This is a genomic window from Klebsiella sp. R390, assembly GCF_051131745.1.
In the GTDB taxonomy this organism is placed as follows: Bacteria; Pseudomonadota; Gammaproteobacteria; order Enterobacterales; family Enterobacteriaceae; genus Klebsiella.
In genome coordinates, this window is record NZ_CP180445.1 from 3777919 (window position 1) to 3791234 (window position 13316).

Below are 13316 nucleotides of genomic sequence, written 5' to 3' on the forward strand. Positions count from 1 at the left end.
GTAATCATGCTGAGATGTTGATGTTTTTCCCGGAGGCGATGCTGCGCATCTGTCCGGGCTACGGTTAACAAATTCGTGGTAAAGGCTCGGCGTGAGGCAGATCCAGGGTGCGCTTGACGCCGTATAAACCGACGGAACGTACGCCGCGGCGTTCAACTACTTCGCCAATCATCGCGGCATCGCGGCCCAGCGGATGGCTGCGCAACTGCACCAGCGCCGCTTCCGCCGCTTCCCGGGCAACGGCGATCACCAGCTTGCCCTCGTTGGCGAAGTTAAGCGCGTCCAGCCCTAATAACTCACACACTCCGCGCACGGTATCGTTAACCGGCAGCGTCTGTTCATGCAGCTCGATGCCGCAGCCGCTGGTGGCGGCAAACTCATGGGCCACCGCGTTGACTCCGCCGCGAGTGGCATCGCGCAGGGCTTTGACGCCGGGAACATCGCGTAGCGTCTGAATCAGCGGCGTGAGCACCGCGCAGTCGCTGGAGAGCGCGCCGTCCAGCCCCATCTGCTCGCGCAGGTTGAGGATGGTGGCGCCATGATCGCCGAGGGTGCCGCTGACCAGCAGGACATCGCCGGGGGTAATCTGCTGCGCCCCCCAGTGAATGTCCGCCGGGATCGCGCCGATCCCGGCGGTGTTGATAAACAGTTTATCCGCCGCGCCGCGTGGCACGACTTTGGTATCGCCGGTCACGATGGCAATCCCGGCAGCCTGCGCGGTATGGGCCATGCTGGTGACCACTCGCTCGAGGATGCTCATCTCCAGCCCCTCTTCGAGAATAAACCCGCAGGAGAGATAGCGCGGCAGGGCACCGCTGACCGCCACATCGTTAGCGGTACCGCATACCGCCAGCTTGCCGATATCCCCGCCGGGGAAAAACAGTGGGTCAATGACGTAGCTGTCGGTGGAGAAGGCGAGGCGGTCACCGAGGGCGGCTAACTGCGCCAGATCAAGACGCGCCTGATCTTCCTGCTCCGCCAGCCACGGGTTGGCAAATGCCTGCATAAACAGGGAGGCGATCAGCTGCTGCATCGCCTGACCGCCGCTACCGTGGGCTAACTGGACGCTTTTCATGCTTCGTTTTCCTGACTGCGATATTGATACCAGGCGGCGCATGCGCCTTCTGATGAGACCATCAGCGCGCCGAAAGCGCTCTGGGGATTACAGACTTTGCCGAACAGTGAGCACTGGTGCGGCTTGCAGCGACCGGTCAGCACGTCGCCGCAGCGGGCGCGCGGATCGTCACAGACGCGCTGCGGCGCCGGGCGGAAATGGGCCTCGGCATCAAAACGCTGGTAGGCGGGCGTCAGGCATACGCCGGAATCGCTAATCACCCCCAGGCCGCGCCATTCGCTGTCGCCGCTGAGGCAGAAAACCTCGGCTATCGCCGATTGCGCCAGCGGATTGCCTTCATCAGGCACCACGCGGCGATACTGATTTTCCACCTGACTGTGCTTCGCTATTGTCTGCTCAACCAGCATCACCGCGCCTTGCAGTAGATCAAGCGGTTCGAATCCAGCGACCACTAAAGGACGATGATAGTCGCTGGCGATAAAACCGTAGGCGTCGGTACCAATGACCATGCTGACATGACCGGGGGCCAGAAAGGCATCGATGCCGTTGTCCGGCTGGTCGAGCAGGCTGCGCAGGGTCGGGAGCAGCGTGATGTGCTGGCAGAAGAAGTAGAAATTGTCGACGCCGCGCTCGCGGGCCTGGCGTAGCGTCAGGGCGGTGGCGGGCATGGTAGTTTCAAAACCGAGGCCGAAGAAGACCACTTCACGTTCCGGGTTCTGTTGCGCCAGCTTCAGGGCGTCCATCGGTGAATAGACGATGCGCACATCGGCGCCGCGGGCTTTTGCCTGTAGTAATGAACCGTTTTTGCCGGGCACGCGCATCGCATCGCCGAAGGTACAGAAAATCACGCCCGGACGGCTGGCGATGTCGATACAGGTGTCGATACGTCCCATCGGCAGCACGCAGACCGGACAGCCAGGACCATGAATAAATTCAATATTGTCGGGAAGCAGCTGGTCGAGGCCGAATTTAAAAATGGCGTGGGTGTGGCCGCCGCAGACTTCCATAATCCGCAGCGGGCGCTCGGCGCTATGGGGCAGCAGTTGCGCCCGCGCTTGAAGGAGCTCAACCAGTTGCATCACCTGTTCCGGGGCGCGGTATTCATCAACGAAACGCATTATTGCTCCTCGCCGTACAGCAGGGCGCCAACATCCGGCTCAACCTCAAACATATTTTGCAGCGCCTCAAGGGTATCGCGGGCTTCGGCTTCATTAATGATGCTCATCGCGAAACCGACGTGAACCAGCACCCACTGTCCGAGGCGCGGCTGGCCGTGCTCGTCGACCGCGCCAACAAGGGTCAGGTCGACCTCGCGCTGAATGCCGCACACTTCGACCTTCGCCTGGTTGCCGTCAATGGCGCAGATTTGTCCCGGAATGCCTATGCACATTGCTGCGCCTCCAGCCAGTTGAGCCACCTGTCCATGCCTTCACCGCTGGTGGCGGAGAGCATGATTATCTCAATATTAGGGTTCACCTCTCTGGCACTGGCGAGGCACTTATCCACATCAAAGTTGAGGTACGGCAGCAGATCGATTTTGTTCAGCAGCATCAGGCTGGCGGCAGCGAACATGTGCGGGTATTTCAGCGGCTTGTCTTCCCCTTCGGTCACCGACAGCACCGCCACTTTATGGCGTTCACCAAGATCGAAGCTGGCCGGGCACACCAGGTTGCCGACGTTTTCAATAAACAGAATTCCGTTATCCGCCAGCGGCAGGCGCGGGGCAGCATCGGCAATCATCTGCGCATCAAGATGACAGCCTTTACCGGTGTTGACCTGAATGGCCGGCGTGCCGGTGGCACGAATGCGTGCCGCATCGTTGATGGTCTGCTGGTCGCCTTCGATAACCGCGCACGGCGTTTTGCCTTTCAGGCGCAGTAAGGTTTCGCTCAGCAGCGTGGTTTTACCGGAGCCGGGGCTGGAGACCAGGTTCAGCACCACCTGGCGGCGTGCGGCAAAGCGTGCGCGGTTGCGGGCGGCCAGTCGGTTATTTTTATCCAGTACGTCGATTTCCACCTCGAGCATCCGGCGCTGGCTCTGGCCCGGCGCGTGGGTTCCTGCCGCGCCGTGGCCGTAGTGCAGGTCGCCGCTTTCAGAGCGAGTAGGGGTGAAGTTCTCGGATTTGACGCCGGTAATCGTCATGGTCTGGCGCGGGGCCGGCGCGAAGGGGGCGCTGCGAAACGCCGAGTGAGGGTTATGTTCATCACCTTCGATATAAAGGTTACCTTCCCCACAGCCGCAAGTCGTACACATATTTTACTCCTGATCTGTCCCGTCATTGTTCACGTTGTTTGGTCTCGCCGGAAACAACCCGAATCAGTCGGGGCTCACTTCTATTCGTTGGATCTGTAAGCCGTCGTCGGCGACGATTTGTAAGGTGTCGCTCTGACACTGCGGGCACCGACGCACATGCTGCGAGATGAGATGCACATACTGCTGGCAGGATTCGCACCAGCATTCCGCCTGCTGTTCGTCGATATGCAGCTCACAGCCTTCCGCCAGCGTCCCGCGGCACACCAGTTCAAAGCAGAAGGTCAGCGCGCTGGCTTCCACGCAGGAAAAAGCACCGACTTTCAGCCATACACCGGTGACCCGTTGTGCCCCGGCCTGCTGTGCTTGTTGTTCAATAATTTCCAGCGCCCGCTGGCTGAGCGTGATTTCGTGCATGGTTGCCTCCGTATTGCTACGGGCCTTATATGCAATAACGATGCCAGCTCACCGTTATTGTCGGCGTGGCTGTCGATGACGACAGCGAATGGCTGTCATCGACATGTCAGTTCAGGACGTTGATTTTATTAATTTCATTAAATATCAAATAGTTAAAATTTGGCATGGAAAATGCTAGTACGGTGCATCTCATGAAAACGGGGAATCCGAGATGACTATTTGGGAAATAAGTGAAAAGGCGGACTACATCGCCGATCGTCACCGTCGCTATCAGGATCAGTGGCGGCATTACTGCAACTCGTTGGTTCAGGGCATCACGCTGTCCAAGGCGCGTTTGCATCATGCAATGAGCTGTGCGCCGGACAAAGAGCTGTGCTTTGTTTTATTTGAACATTTTCAGGTGTATGTCGCACTGGCGGAAGGGTTCAACAACCACACCATCGAGTACTACGTTGAAACACGCAACAGCGATGATAAGCGTCTGATTGCTAAAGCAACACTGGCTTCCGACGGCACCATTGATGGCCGTATCAGCAACCGTTCGCGCGAACAGGTTCTGGAGCATTATCTGGCGATTATCGCCAGCGTGTATGACCGTCTGTATGACGCCATGGAACGCGACCAACCGGTGGATTTAAGCCATCTGGCGTTGGCTCATTAACCGTAGGTGTCGACAGGTGTCGAAAATGACAGCTGAACACCCTGATTTCGTCAAAAATGACTGTCACCCGAGGATGATCCGGTGAACCGTTTTGTAATTGCTGACTCCACCGTCTGTATTGGCTGCCGCACCTGCGAAGCCGCCTGCGCAGAGACACACCGCCAGCACGGCCTGCAGGCCATGCCGCGACTGCAGGTCATGCGTAATGAAAAAGAATCCGCGCCGCAGATGTGCCACCACTGCGAAGACGCACCCTGCGCCGCCGTGTGCCCGGTTAATGCGATTAACCGCGTTGATGGCGCGATCCAACTGAATGAAAGCCTGTGCGTAAGCTGCAAGCTGTGCGGGATTGCCTGCCCGTTTGGGGCGATCGAATTTTCCGGCAGTCGTCCGCTGGATATTCCAGCCAATGCCAATACGCCTCTGGCACCCGCCGCGCCACCGGCTCCTGCCCGCGTCAGTTCGCTGCTCGACTGGGTTCCTGGCGTACGTGCTATCGCCGTGAAATGCGACCTGTGCCATTTCGATGAACAGGGCCCGGCCTGTGTCCGGACCTGCCCGACCAAAGCGCTGCTGCTGGTGGATATTCGTGATATCGCCCAGGCCAGCAAGCGCAAGCGCGAGCTGACCTTTAATACCGACCTCGGCGATCTGTCGCTGTTTCAGGCGCAACAAGGGGGCGTGAAATGAGTGTGATTTCTTTAGTCAATCAGGCTGTGGCCTGGTATGCCATCAGCGGCGTGCTGGCCTTTCTCTTTACCATGCGCAAATCGCTGAGCGGCGCAATTGCCGGGATTGGCGGCGCGGTGGCCAGCGTCATGCTGGTGCTGGCGGGCGGCGCGGCGCTGCTGATGCCGGAGCGGATGAACGGTGGCGTCCTGCAGTTACTGAATCTGACCATGCGGGTTGGTGGGGTTAACGCGCTGTGGCTGCTGGCCATTGGGCTGTCTGCCTTACCGATTTCGCTGTTCAATATCGCCTGGCATCGCCACCCGCAGGTCAAAGCCAACGGCCTGCTGGTGAACCTGCTGCTGGCGGCGGCCACCAGTGCGGTAGTGGTGACAAACTTCGGTGCGCTGGTGGTGATGGCGGAAATCATGGCCCTTTGCGCCGCCTTCCTCACCGGCTGCGCGCAGTCCGGCAAGCTGTGGTTTGTGCTGGGACGCCTCGGAACCCTGCTACTGGCCTGGACCTGCTGGCTGGTCTGGTCGACCTACGGCACGCTCGAAGTGGCGCAGATCCACCGCCTGTCGCTGGGCGTCGCGCCGGATATGCTGCTGTGGCTACCGGGGCTGATAGGCTTCGCTCTGCTGGCCGGGGTGATCCCGCTGCACGGCTGGGCGCCGCAGGCGCATGCTGGTGCCAGCGCTCCGGCTGCCGCGCTGTTCTCCACCGTGGTGATGAAAGTCGGTCTGTACGGCATATTGACGGTCTCACTGGCCGGGAGCGTACCGCCGCTGTGGTGGGGCGTGATGCTGCTGGTTCTGGGGATGATCACCGCCTTTGTTGGCGGGCTGTATGCGCTGATGGAGCACAATATTCAGCGTCTGCTGGCGTACCATACCCTCGAAAATATCGGCATTATTCTGCTCGGCCTTGGGGCCTTCGTCACCGGCGTCGCGACCCACAACGCCACCCTGATGCTGCTGGGCTTTATTGGCGGCATGTATCACCTGATCAACCACAGCCTGTTTAAAACCACGCTGTTCCTCGGCGCGGGTGCGGTCTGGTTCCGCACCGGTCATCGTGACATCGAAAAACTCGGCGGGATTGGCAAAAAGATGCCGCTGATTTCACTTTCCATGCTGGTGGGCCTGATGGCGATGGCCGCGTTGCCGCCGTTGAACGGTTTTGCTGGCGAGTGGGTTATCTATCAATCCTTCTTCACCCTGAGCACCGGCGATGCTTTTGTTGGTCGTCTGCTGGGGCCGATGCTGGCGGTAGGGCTGGCGATCACCGGCGCACTGGCGGTGATGTGCATGGCCAAAGTCTACGGCGTGACTTTCCTGGGGGCGCCGCGTAGCAAAGAGGCGGAAAACTCCACCTGCGCGCCGTGGCTGATGACCTTTAGCGTGGTGCTGGCTGCCGCCTGCTGCGTGGTAGGCGGGGTCGCCGCCCCGTGGCTGCTGCCGCTGGTTGGCGGCGCTTTCCCGGTACAGGCGGAAGTCTCAAGCGTGGTGTCGCAGCCGCTGATCGCGCTGCTGCTGATTGCCTGCCCGCTGCTGCCGTTGCTGCTGATGATCTTCTTTAAAGGCGATCGTCTGCCGGCCCGCTCGCGCGGTGCGGCCTGGGTGTGTGGCTACGATCATGAAAAATCGATGGTGATTACCGCCCACGGTTTCGCCATGCCGGTGAAGGAAGCCTTTGCTCCGGTGCTGAAACTGCGTCACTGGCTGAACCCGGTCCGTCTGGTTCCCGGCTGGCAGAGCGCTGCGGCGCCTGCGCTGTTCCGCGGCGTCGCGTTGGTTGAGCTGGCGGTGCTGGTGGTGATTGTGATTTCGCGAGGAGCCTGAGAATGAGCGTATTAATTGCATTGTTGCAGGCGCTGGTGCTGTTCGCCGCCGCGCCGCTGTTGTCCGGGATAACCCGCGTTGCCCGCGCGCGTCTGCATAACCGTCGCGGTCCGGGCGTGTTACAGGAGTACCGGGATATTTTGAAACTGCTGGGGCGCCAGAGCGTTGGCCCGGACGACTCCGGCTGGGTATTCCGCCTGACGCCGTACGTGATGGTTGGAGTGATGCTGACCATCGCCACCGCGCTGCCGGTGATCACCGTCGCCTCCCCGATGCCGGGGCTGGGCGACCTGATCACCTTGATCTACCTGTTCGCCATCGCCCGCTTCTTCTTCGCCATTTCTGGCCTCGACACCGGAAGCCCGTTTACGGCGCTTGGCAGCAGCCGAGAAGCGATGCTCGGCGTGCTGGTTGAGCCGATTCTGCTGCTCGGCCTGTGGGTCGCGGCGCAGGTCGCGGGTTCCACCCATATCAGCAACATCACCGATACCCTTTATCACTGGCCTGCCGCGCGCAGCATTCCGTTGATCCTGGCGCTGTGCGCCTGTGCCTTCGCCACCTTTATCGAAATGGGCAAGCTGCCGTTCGACCTGGCGGAAGCGGAGCAGGAGCTGCAGGAAGGGCCACTCACGGAATACAGCGGTAGCGGTTTTGCGGTCCTGAAGTGGGGGATCAGCCTCAAACAGCTGGTGGTGCTACAGATGTTTGTCGGCGTGTTTATCCCGTGGGGACAAATGACCCACTTCAGCGTCGGCGGACTGCTGCTGGCGCTGGTGATTGCCGTCGTCAAGCTGGTGGCTGGCGTGCTGGCGATCGCCTTATTCGAAAACAGCATGGCGCGTCTGCGTTTCTGTGCCACCTCCCGCGTCACCTGGGCCGGGTTTGGTTTCGCCTTTTTAGCCTTCGTCTCCTTGCTGGTGGCGTGATTTAAGAGAGTTTGAGCATGTCTGAAGAAAAAATCGGTCAACACTATCTCGCCGCCCTGCACCAGGCCTTCCCGGGCGTGGTGCTGGATGAAGCCTGGCAGACCAAAGACCAACTGACGGTTACGGTGAAGGTCAACTACCTGCCGGAAGTGGTCGAGTTCCTTTACTACCAGCAGGGCGGCTGGCTGTCGGTGCTGTTCGGCAATGACGAACGTAAGCTGAACGGCCACTACGCGGTGTATTACGTACTGTCGATGGAGCAGGGCACCAAATGCTGGATCACCGTGCGCGTGGAAGTCGATGCTGATAAGCCGGAATACCCGTCGGTGACGCCGCGCGTACCTGCTGCGGTATGGGGCGAACGCGAAGTACGCGATATGTACGGCCTGGTGCCGGTGGGGCTGCCGGACGAACGTCGTCTGGTGCTGCCGGATGACTGGCCGGATGAACTCTATCCGCTGCGCAAAGACAGCATGGATTACCGTCAGCGCCCGGCGCCGACCACCGATGCGGAAACCTACGAGTTCATCAACGAACTGGGCAGCAAGAAAAACAACGTGGTGCCGATTGGCCCGCTGCACGTGACTTCTGATGAACCGGGCCACTTCCGCCTGTTTGTTGACGGCGAGAATATTATCGACGCCGATTACCGTCTGTTCTACGTCCACCGTGGCATGGAGAAACTGGCAGAAACCCGCATGGGTTACAACGAAGTGACCTTCCTTTCCGACCGCGTGTGCGGCATCTGCGGTTTTGCCCACAGCACCGCCTATACCACCTCCGTTGAGAATGCGATGGGCATCGTGGTGCCGGAACGGGCGCAGATGATCCGCGCGATTCTGCTGGAGGTAGAGCGTCTGCACTCGCATCTGCTGAACCTCGGTCTGGCCTGCCACTTCACCGGTTTCGACTCCGGGTTTATGCAGTTCTTCCGGGTGCGCGAAACCTCAATGAAGATGGCCGAGATCCTCACCGGGGCGCGTAAAACCTACGGTCTGAATCTGATCGGCGGGATTCGTCGCGATCTGCTGAAAGATGACATGATCCAGACTCGTCAGCTGGCGCAGCAGATGCGTCGCGACGTGCAGGATCTGGTGGATATGCTGCTCAGCACCCCGAATATGGAACAACGTACCGTCGGTATCGGTCGTCTCGATCCGCAAATCGCCCGTGACTTCAGCAACGTGGGTCCGATGGTCCGCGCCAGCGGCCACGCCCGTGACACCCGCGCCGACCACCCGTTTGTCGGCTATGGTCTGCTGCCGATGGAGGTCCACAGCGAACAGGGCTGCGACGTTATTTCACGCCTGAAGGTGCGCATCAACGAGGTGTACACCGCGCTGAATATGATCGACTTCGGCCTCGACAACCTGCCGGGCGGCCCGCTGGCGGTTGAAGGATTCACCTACATTCCTCATCGCTTTGCGCTCGGCTTCTCGGAAGCGCCGCGCGGGGATGATATCCACTGGAGCATGACCGGCGACAACCAGAAACTGTATCGCTGGCGCTGCCGTGCCGCTACCTATGCCAACTGGCCGACCCTGCGCTACATGCTGCGCGGCAACACCGTCTCCGATGCGCCGCTGATTATCGGTAGCCTCGATCCTTGCTACTCCTGCACCGACCGCATGACCGTGGTCGACGTGCGGAAGAAGAAAAGCAAAGTGGTGCCGTACAAAGAGCTGGAGCGCTACAGCATCGAGCGTAAAAACTCGCCGCTGAAATAAGGAATCGCCATGTTTACCTTTATCAAAAAAGTCATTAAGACCGGGAATGCGACTCACTCCTATCCGCTGGAGCCGATGCCGGTAGATAAAAACTTCCGCGGCAAGCCGGAGCACAGCCCGCAGCAGTGCATTGGCTGCTCGGCCTGCGTCAACGCCTGCCCGTCCAACGCCCTGACGGTGGAGACCGACCTGGCCACCAATGAGCTGGCGTGGCAGTTCAACCTCGGGCGCTGCATCTTCTGCGGACGCTGCGAAGAGGTCTGCCCGACGACGGCGATTAAGCTTTCGCAGGAGTATGAGCTGGCGGTGTGGAAGAAAGAGGATTTCCTCCAGCAGTCGCGTTTCGACATTTGCCATTGTCGGGTCTGCGAACGGCCATTTGCGGTGCAGAAAGAGATCGATTACGCCATTGCGCTGCTCAAGCATAACGGCGATTCCCGCGCCGAACTGCATCGTGAAAGCTTTGAGACCTGCCCGGAGTGCAAGCGCCAGAAATGCCTGGTGCCATCCGACCGTATTGAACTGACTCGCCATATGAGAGAGGCCAGCTGATGAGCAATTTATTAGGCCCGCGCGATGAAAATGGCATTCCGGTGCCGATGACGGTGGATGAGTCCATCGCCAGCATGAAGGCATCGCTGCTGAAGAAAATTAAGCGTTCCGCCTACGTCTACCGTGTGGACTGCGGTGGCTGCAACGGCTGTGAAATCGAAATTTTCGCCACGCTTTCGCCGCTGTTTGACGCCGAACGCTTCGGGATCAAGGTGGTCCCGTCGCCGCGTCATGCTGATATTCTGCTGTTTACCGGTGCGGTAACGCGTGCCATGCGCTCTCCGGCGCTGCGGGCGTGGCAGTCGGCACCGGACCCGAAAATCTGTATCTCCTACGGCGCCTGCGGCAATAGCGGCGGTATTTTCCACGACCTTTACTGCGTCTGGGGCGGCACCGACAAAATCGTGCCGGTGGATGTCTATATTCCCGGCTGCCCGCCGACGCCTGCCGCCACGCTGTATGGCTTTGCGATGGCGCTGGGCCTGCTGGAGCAGAAAATTCACGCGCGTCTGCCGGGTGAAGAAGACGACAAAGCGGCGGAAATCCTGCACCCGAATATGGTGCAGCCGCTGCGCGTTCGCATCGACCGCGAAGCACGCCGTCTGGCGGGCTATCGCTACGGGCGCCAGATTGCCGACGACTATATGCGGCTGCTGGGGCAGGGCGATAACCAGGTACTGCGGTGGCTGGAGGCGGAAAAAGATCCGCGTCTGACCGAGATTATTACCCATCTGAATCAGGTGGTTGAGGAGACGCGTATCCGATGAGCGAGACGGTGGTGTTCAGTCAGCTGAGCCGTAAATTTATTGATGAGAACGACGCCACGCCGGATCAGGCGCAGCAGGTGGTCTATTACAGCCTGGCGATTGGCCACCACCTCGGCGTGATCGACTGTCTGGAGACGGCGCTGAGCTGCCCGTGGGATGAATATCTGGCGTGGATTGGCACGCTCGAAGCAGGAAGTACCGCGCGGCGCAAAATGGAAGGGGTGCCGAAGTATGGTGAGATTGTCATCGACAGTAACCACGTCGTGATGCTTGCGCATGCTTTCGATAAAGCCCAGGCCGGGCAGACTTCACAGCAGCAGGCATGGAGCAAAACGATGCTCAGCATGCTGCATGATATTCACCAGGAAAGCGCCATCTACCTGATGGTGAGGAGACTCCGTGACTGACGTTTTACTCTGTGTCGGCAACAGCATGATGGGTGACGACGGCGCCGGTCCGCTGCTGGCGGAAATGTGCGCGGCGAATCCGCAGGGCGGCTGGGTGGTGATTGATGGCGGCAGCGCGCCGGAAAATGACATCGTGGCCATTCGCGAACTGCATCCCACGCGGCTGCTGATTGTTGATGCCACCGATATGGGGCTGAACCCTGGCGAGATCCGTATCGTCGACCCTGACGATATCGCCGAGATGTTCATGATGACCACCCATAATATGCCGCTGAACTACCTGATCGATCAGCTGAAAGAGGATGTGGGTGAAGTGATCTTCTTAGGCATTCAGCCGGATATCGTCGGGTTTTACTACCCGATGACTCAGCCGATTAAAGATGCGGTCGACGTGGTGTATCACCAGCTGAACGGCTGGCAGGGGCAGGGCGGCTTTGCCGCGCTGGAAGCGCCGGAAGACGAGCCCCTTCAGGGATAACCTATTCGGGATAGCCCCCCGGTTACCGGGGGGCTTTATCTCGTCGTCTGGATAAGCCACTTGTGGCGCAATCCGGGGCCGGTGAGGCAGGCGATGTTACGCCAGGTCTTCGCCGTTGCTGGCAATGACCTTTTTGTACCACCAGAACGATTTCTTCCGCTTGCGCTCAAGGGTACCGTTACCGGCATCGTCGCGGTCAACGTAGATAAAACCGTATCGCTTGCTCATCTCGCCGGTAGAGGCGGCCACCAGGTCAATACAGCCCCAGCTGGTGTAGCCCATCACCGGAATGCCGTCTTCGATAGCATCGCCCATGGCTTTAATATGCTCGCGCAGATAGCTGATGCGGTAGTCGTCGTTGATCTCGCCGTTGGCGTCAATCTCATCCCGCGCGCCGAGGCCGTTTTCCACCAGGAACAGCGGTTTCTGATAACGGTCATACATCATATTCATGGTGATTCGCAGACCGAGCGGGTCAATTCCCCAGCCCCATTCGCTGGCCTGAATATGCGGGTTCTTCAGCGATTTCACGATATTGGCGGCGTTGGTATTGTTGGCGTTCATATCTGCCGACGCACAACGCGAGGCATAATAGCTGAACGAGACAAAATCGACGGTGTGCTTGAGGATCTCGTCGTCACCCGGTGCCTTGGCAATGACCACCCCTTTCTCACGAAACACCCGCGCCGCCCACACCGGGTAGGCCCCGCGCGCCTGCACATCAATGAAGAACAGGTTTTCGCGATCCTTTTCCAGCGCCATCCACACGTCTTCCGGCTTACAGGAATAAGGATAAAAATTGCCGCCCGCCAGCATACAGCCGACCTGATTGCGCGGGTTTACCTCATGGGCGATTTTGGTCACCATGGCGCTGGCGATCAGCTCATGGTGCGCCGCCTGGTACTTCACCTGCTCCTGGTTTTCTCCCTCTTCGAACACCAGCCCGGCGCCGGAGTAGGGGCTGTGCAGCATGATGTTGATTTCGTTGAAGGTCAGCCAGTATTTCACTAACCCGTCAAAGGCTTCAAAACAGGTACGGGCGTAGTGGCTGAAAAACGTCACCATCTGACGGTTGCGCCAGGAGCCATATTCAGTCACCAGATGCATCGGCACATCGAAATGGCACAGCGTCACCAGCGGTTCGATATTATGCTTTTTGCACTCTTCGAACAGCGAACGGTAGAAGGCGATCCCTTCGGCGTTCGGCTCCTGCTCATCGCCTCTCGGGAACAGGCGGCTCCAGGCAATTGAGGTGCGGAACACGCTGAACCCCATCTCCGCCATCAGGGCAATATCTTCTTTATAACGATGATAAAAATCGATGGCCTCGTGGCTCGGGTAGAACTCATCGTCGCGCAACGTAAAGCGCTTCTCCAGCCCCAGTTTTACCGGCAGGCGGTTCGCGCCATGTGGGATGGTATCAACCGTGGTCAGCCCTTTACCGCCTTCCAGATACGCCCCTTCAGACTGGTTGGCGGCCAGTGCGCCGCCCCATAAAAATCCCTGTGGGAAAGTCGCCATGCGTTACCTCGTTGTCAATATT

At 59.4% G+C, this 13316-nt stretch carries 15 protein-coding genes; 9 read left to right on the top strand and 6 right to left on the bottom strand.

What is annotated here, in order from left to right; translation table 11 throughout:
* Window positions 1–64: 64 nt before the first annotated feature.
* The 5 genes from hypE to hypA all read right to left on the bottom strand — a co-directional run bounded on the left by hypE (window position 65) and on the right by hypA (window position 3742).
* A complete protein-coding gene (hypE, locus tag ACMYSP_RS17700; protein WP_434583338.1) occupies window positions 65–1075 on the bottom strand; it encodes a hydrogenase expression/formation protein HypE in 1011 nt (336 codons plus the stop codon).
* Window positions 1072–2193 (bottom strand): hydrogenase formation protein HypD, encoded by a 1122-nt coding sequence (hypD, locus tag ACMYSP_RS17705; RefSeq protein WP_434583339.1) that lies wholly within the window; start codon window positions 2191–2193, stop codon window positions 1072–1074. The genes hypE and hypD overlap by 4 nt, the downstream gene beginning before the upstream one ends.
* The gene (locus ACMYSP_RS17710) at window positions 2193–2465 is read right to left on the bottom strand and encodes a HypC/HybG/HupF family hydrogenase formation chaperone (protein ID WP_434583340.1); all 273 of its coding nucleotides are present in this window, start codon (window positions 2463–2465) and stop codon (window positions 2193–2195) included. The genes hypD and ACMYSP_RS17710 overlap by 1 nt, the downstream gene beginning before the upstream one ends.
* On the bottom strand, window positions 2456–3328 hold the full coding sequence (gene hypB, locus ACMYSP_RS17715; RefSeq protein ID WP_434583341.1) for a hydrogenase nickel incorporation protein HypB: 873 nt from the start codon (window positions 3326–3328) through the stop codon (window positions 2456–2458). The genes ACMYSP_RS17710 and hypB overlap by 10 nt, the downstream gene beginning before the upstream one ends.
* A 63-nt stretch (window positions 3329–3391) precedes the next feature.
* Complete coding sequence (hypA, locus tag ACMYSP_RS17720) at window positions 3392–3742, bottom strand: hydrogenase maturation nickel metallochaperone HypA (RefSeq protein WP_123756771.1); 351 nt, start codon at window positions 3740–3742, stop codon at window positions 3392–3394.
* Window positions 3743–3953: 211 nt separating this feature from the next.
* Here hypA and hycA point away from each other — a divergent pair, with 211 nt between their 5' ends.
* The 9 genes from hycA (at window position 3954) to hycI (ending at window position 11773) form a co-directional block, all read left to right on the top strand.
* Window positions 3954–4403, top strand: a complete 450-nt coding sequence (gene hycA / locus ACMYSP_RS17725) for a formate hydrogenlyase regulator HycA (protein ID WP_154143969.1) — start codon at window positions 3954–3956, stop codon at window positions 4401–4403.
* Between the two features lie 81 nt (window positions 4404–4484).
* Complete coding sequence (locus ACMYSP_RS17730) at window positions 4485–5093, top strand: 4Fe-4S dicluster domain-containing protein (protein ID WP_123756773.1); 609 nt, start codon at window positions 4485–4487, stop codon at window positions 5091–5093.
* Window positions 5090–6916, top strand: coding sequence for a formate hydrogenlyase subunit 3 (gene hycC, locus ACMYSP_RS17735; protein WP_434583342.1), 1827 nt, complete (start codon window positions 5090–5092; stop codon window positions 6914–6916). Before ACMYSP_RS17730 ends, hycC begins: the two co-directional genes overlap by 4 nt.
* Before the next feature lie 2 nt (window positions 6917–6918).
* Window positions 6919–7842, top strand: coding sequence for a respiratory chain complex I subunit 1 family protein (locus ACMYSP_RS17740; RefSeq protein ID WP_434583343.1), 924 nt, complete (start codon window positions 6919–6921; stop codon window positions 7840–7842).
* A 17-nt stretch (window positions 7843–7859) separates the two neighbouring features.
* The gene (hycE, locus tag ACMYSP_RS17745) at window positions 7860–9569 is read left to right on the top strand and encodes a formate hydrogenlyase subunit HycE (RefSeq protein ID WP_123756776.1); all 1710 of its coding nucleotides are present in this window, start codon (window positions 7860–7862) and stop codon (window positions 9567–9569) included.
* A gap of 9 nt (window positions 9570–9578) precedes the next feature.
* Window positions 9579–10121, top strand: a complete 543-nt coding sequence (locus tag ACMYSP_RS17750; protein WP_434583344.1) for a formate hydrogenlyase complex iron-sulfur subunit — start codon at window positions 9579–9581, stop codon at window positions 10119–10121.
* The gene (locus tag ACMYSP_RS17755; protein ID WP_434583346.1) at window positions 10121–10888 is read left to right on the top strand and encodes an NADH-quinone oxidoreductase subunit B family protein; all 768 of its coding nucleotides are present in this window, start codon (window positions 10121–10123) and stop codon (window positions 10886–10888) included. Before ACMYSP_RS17750 ends, ACMYSP_RS17755 begins: the two co-directional genes overlap by 1 nt.
* Window positions 10885–11295, top strand: coding sequence for a formate hydrogenlyase maturation HycH family protein (locus tag ACMYSP_RS17760; protein WP_434583348.1), 411 nt, complete (start codon window positions 10885–10887; stop codon window positions 11293–11295). Before ACMYSP_RS17755 ends, ACMYSP_RS17760 begins: the two co-directional genes overlap by 4 nt.
* A complete protein-coding gene (hycI, locus tag ACMYSP_RS17765) occupies window positions 11288–11773 on the top strand; it encodes a hydrogenase maturation peptidase HycI (protein ID WP_434583349.1) in 486 nt (161 codons plus the stop codon). Before ACMYSP_RS17760 ends, hycI begins: the two co-directional genes overlap by 8 nt.
* A 96-nt stretch (window positions 11774–11869) precedes the next feature.
* Here hycI and ACMYSP_RS17770 read toward each other — a convergent pair whose 3' ends face one another.
* Window positions 11870–13294, bottom strand: coding sequence for a 6-phospho-beta-glucosidase (locus ACMYSP_RS17770; protein ID WP_434583350.1), 1425 nt, complete (start codon window positions 13292–13294; stop codon window positions 11870–11872).
* Window positions 13295–13316 lie beyond the last annotated feature (22 nt).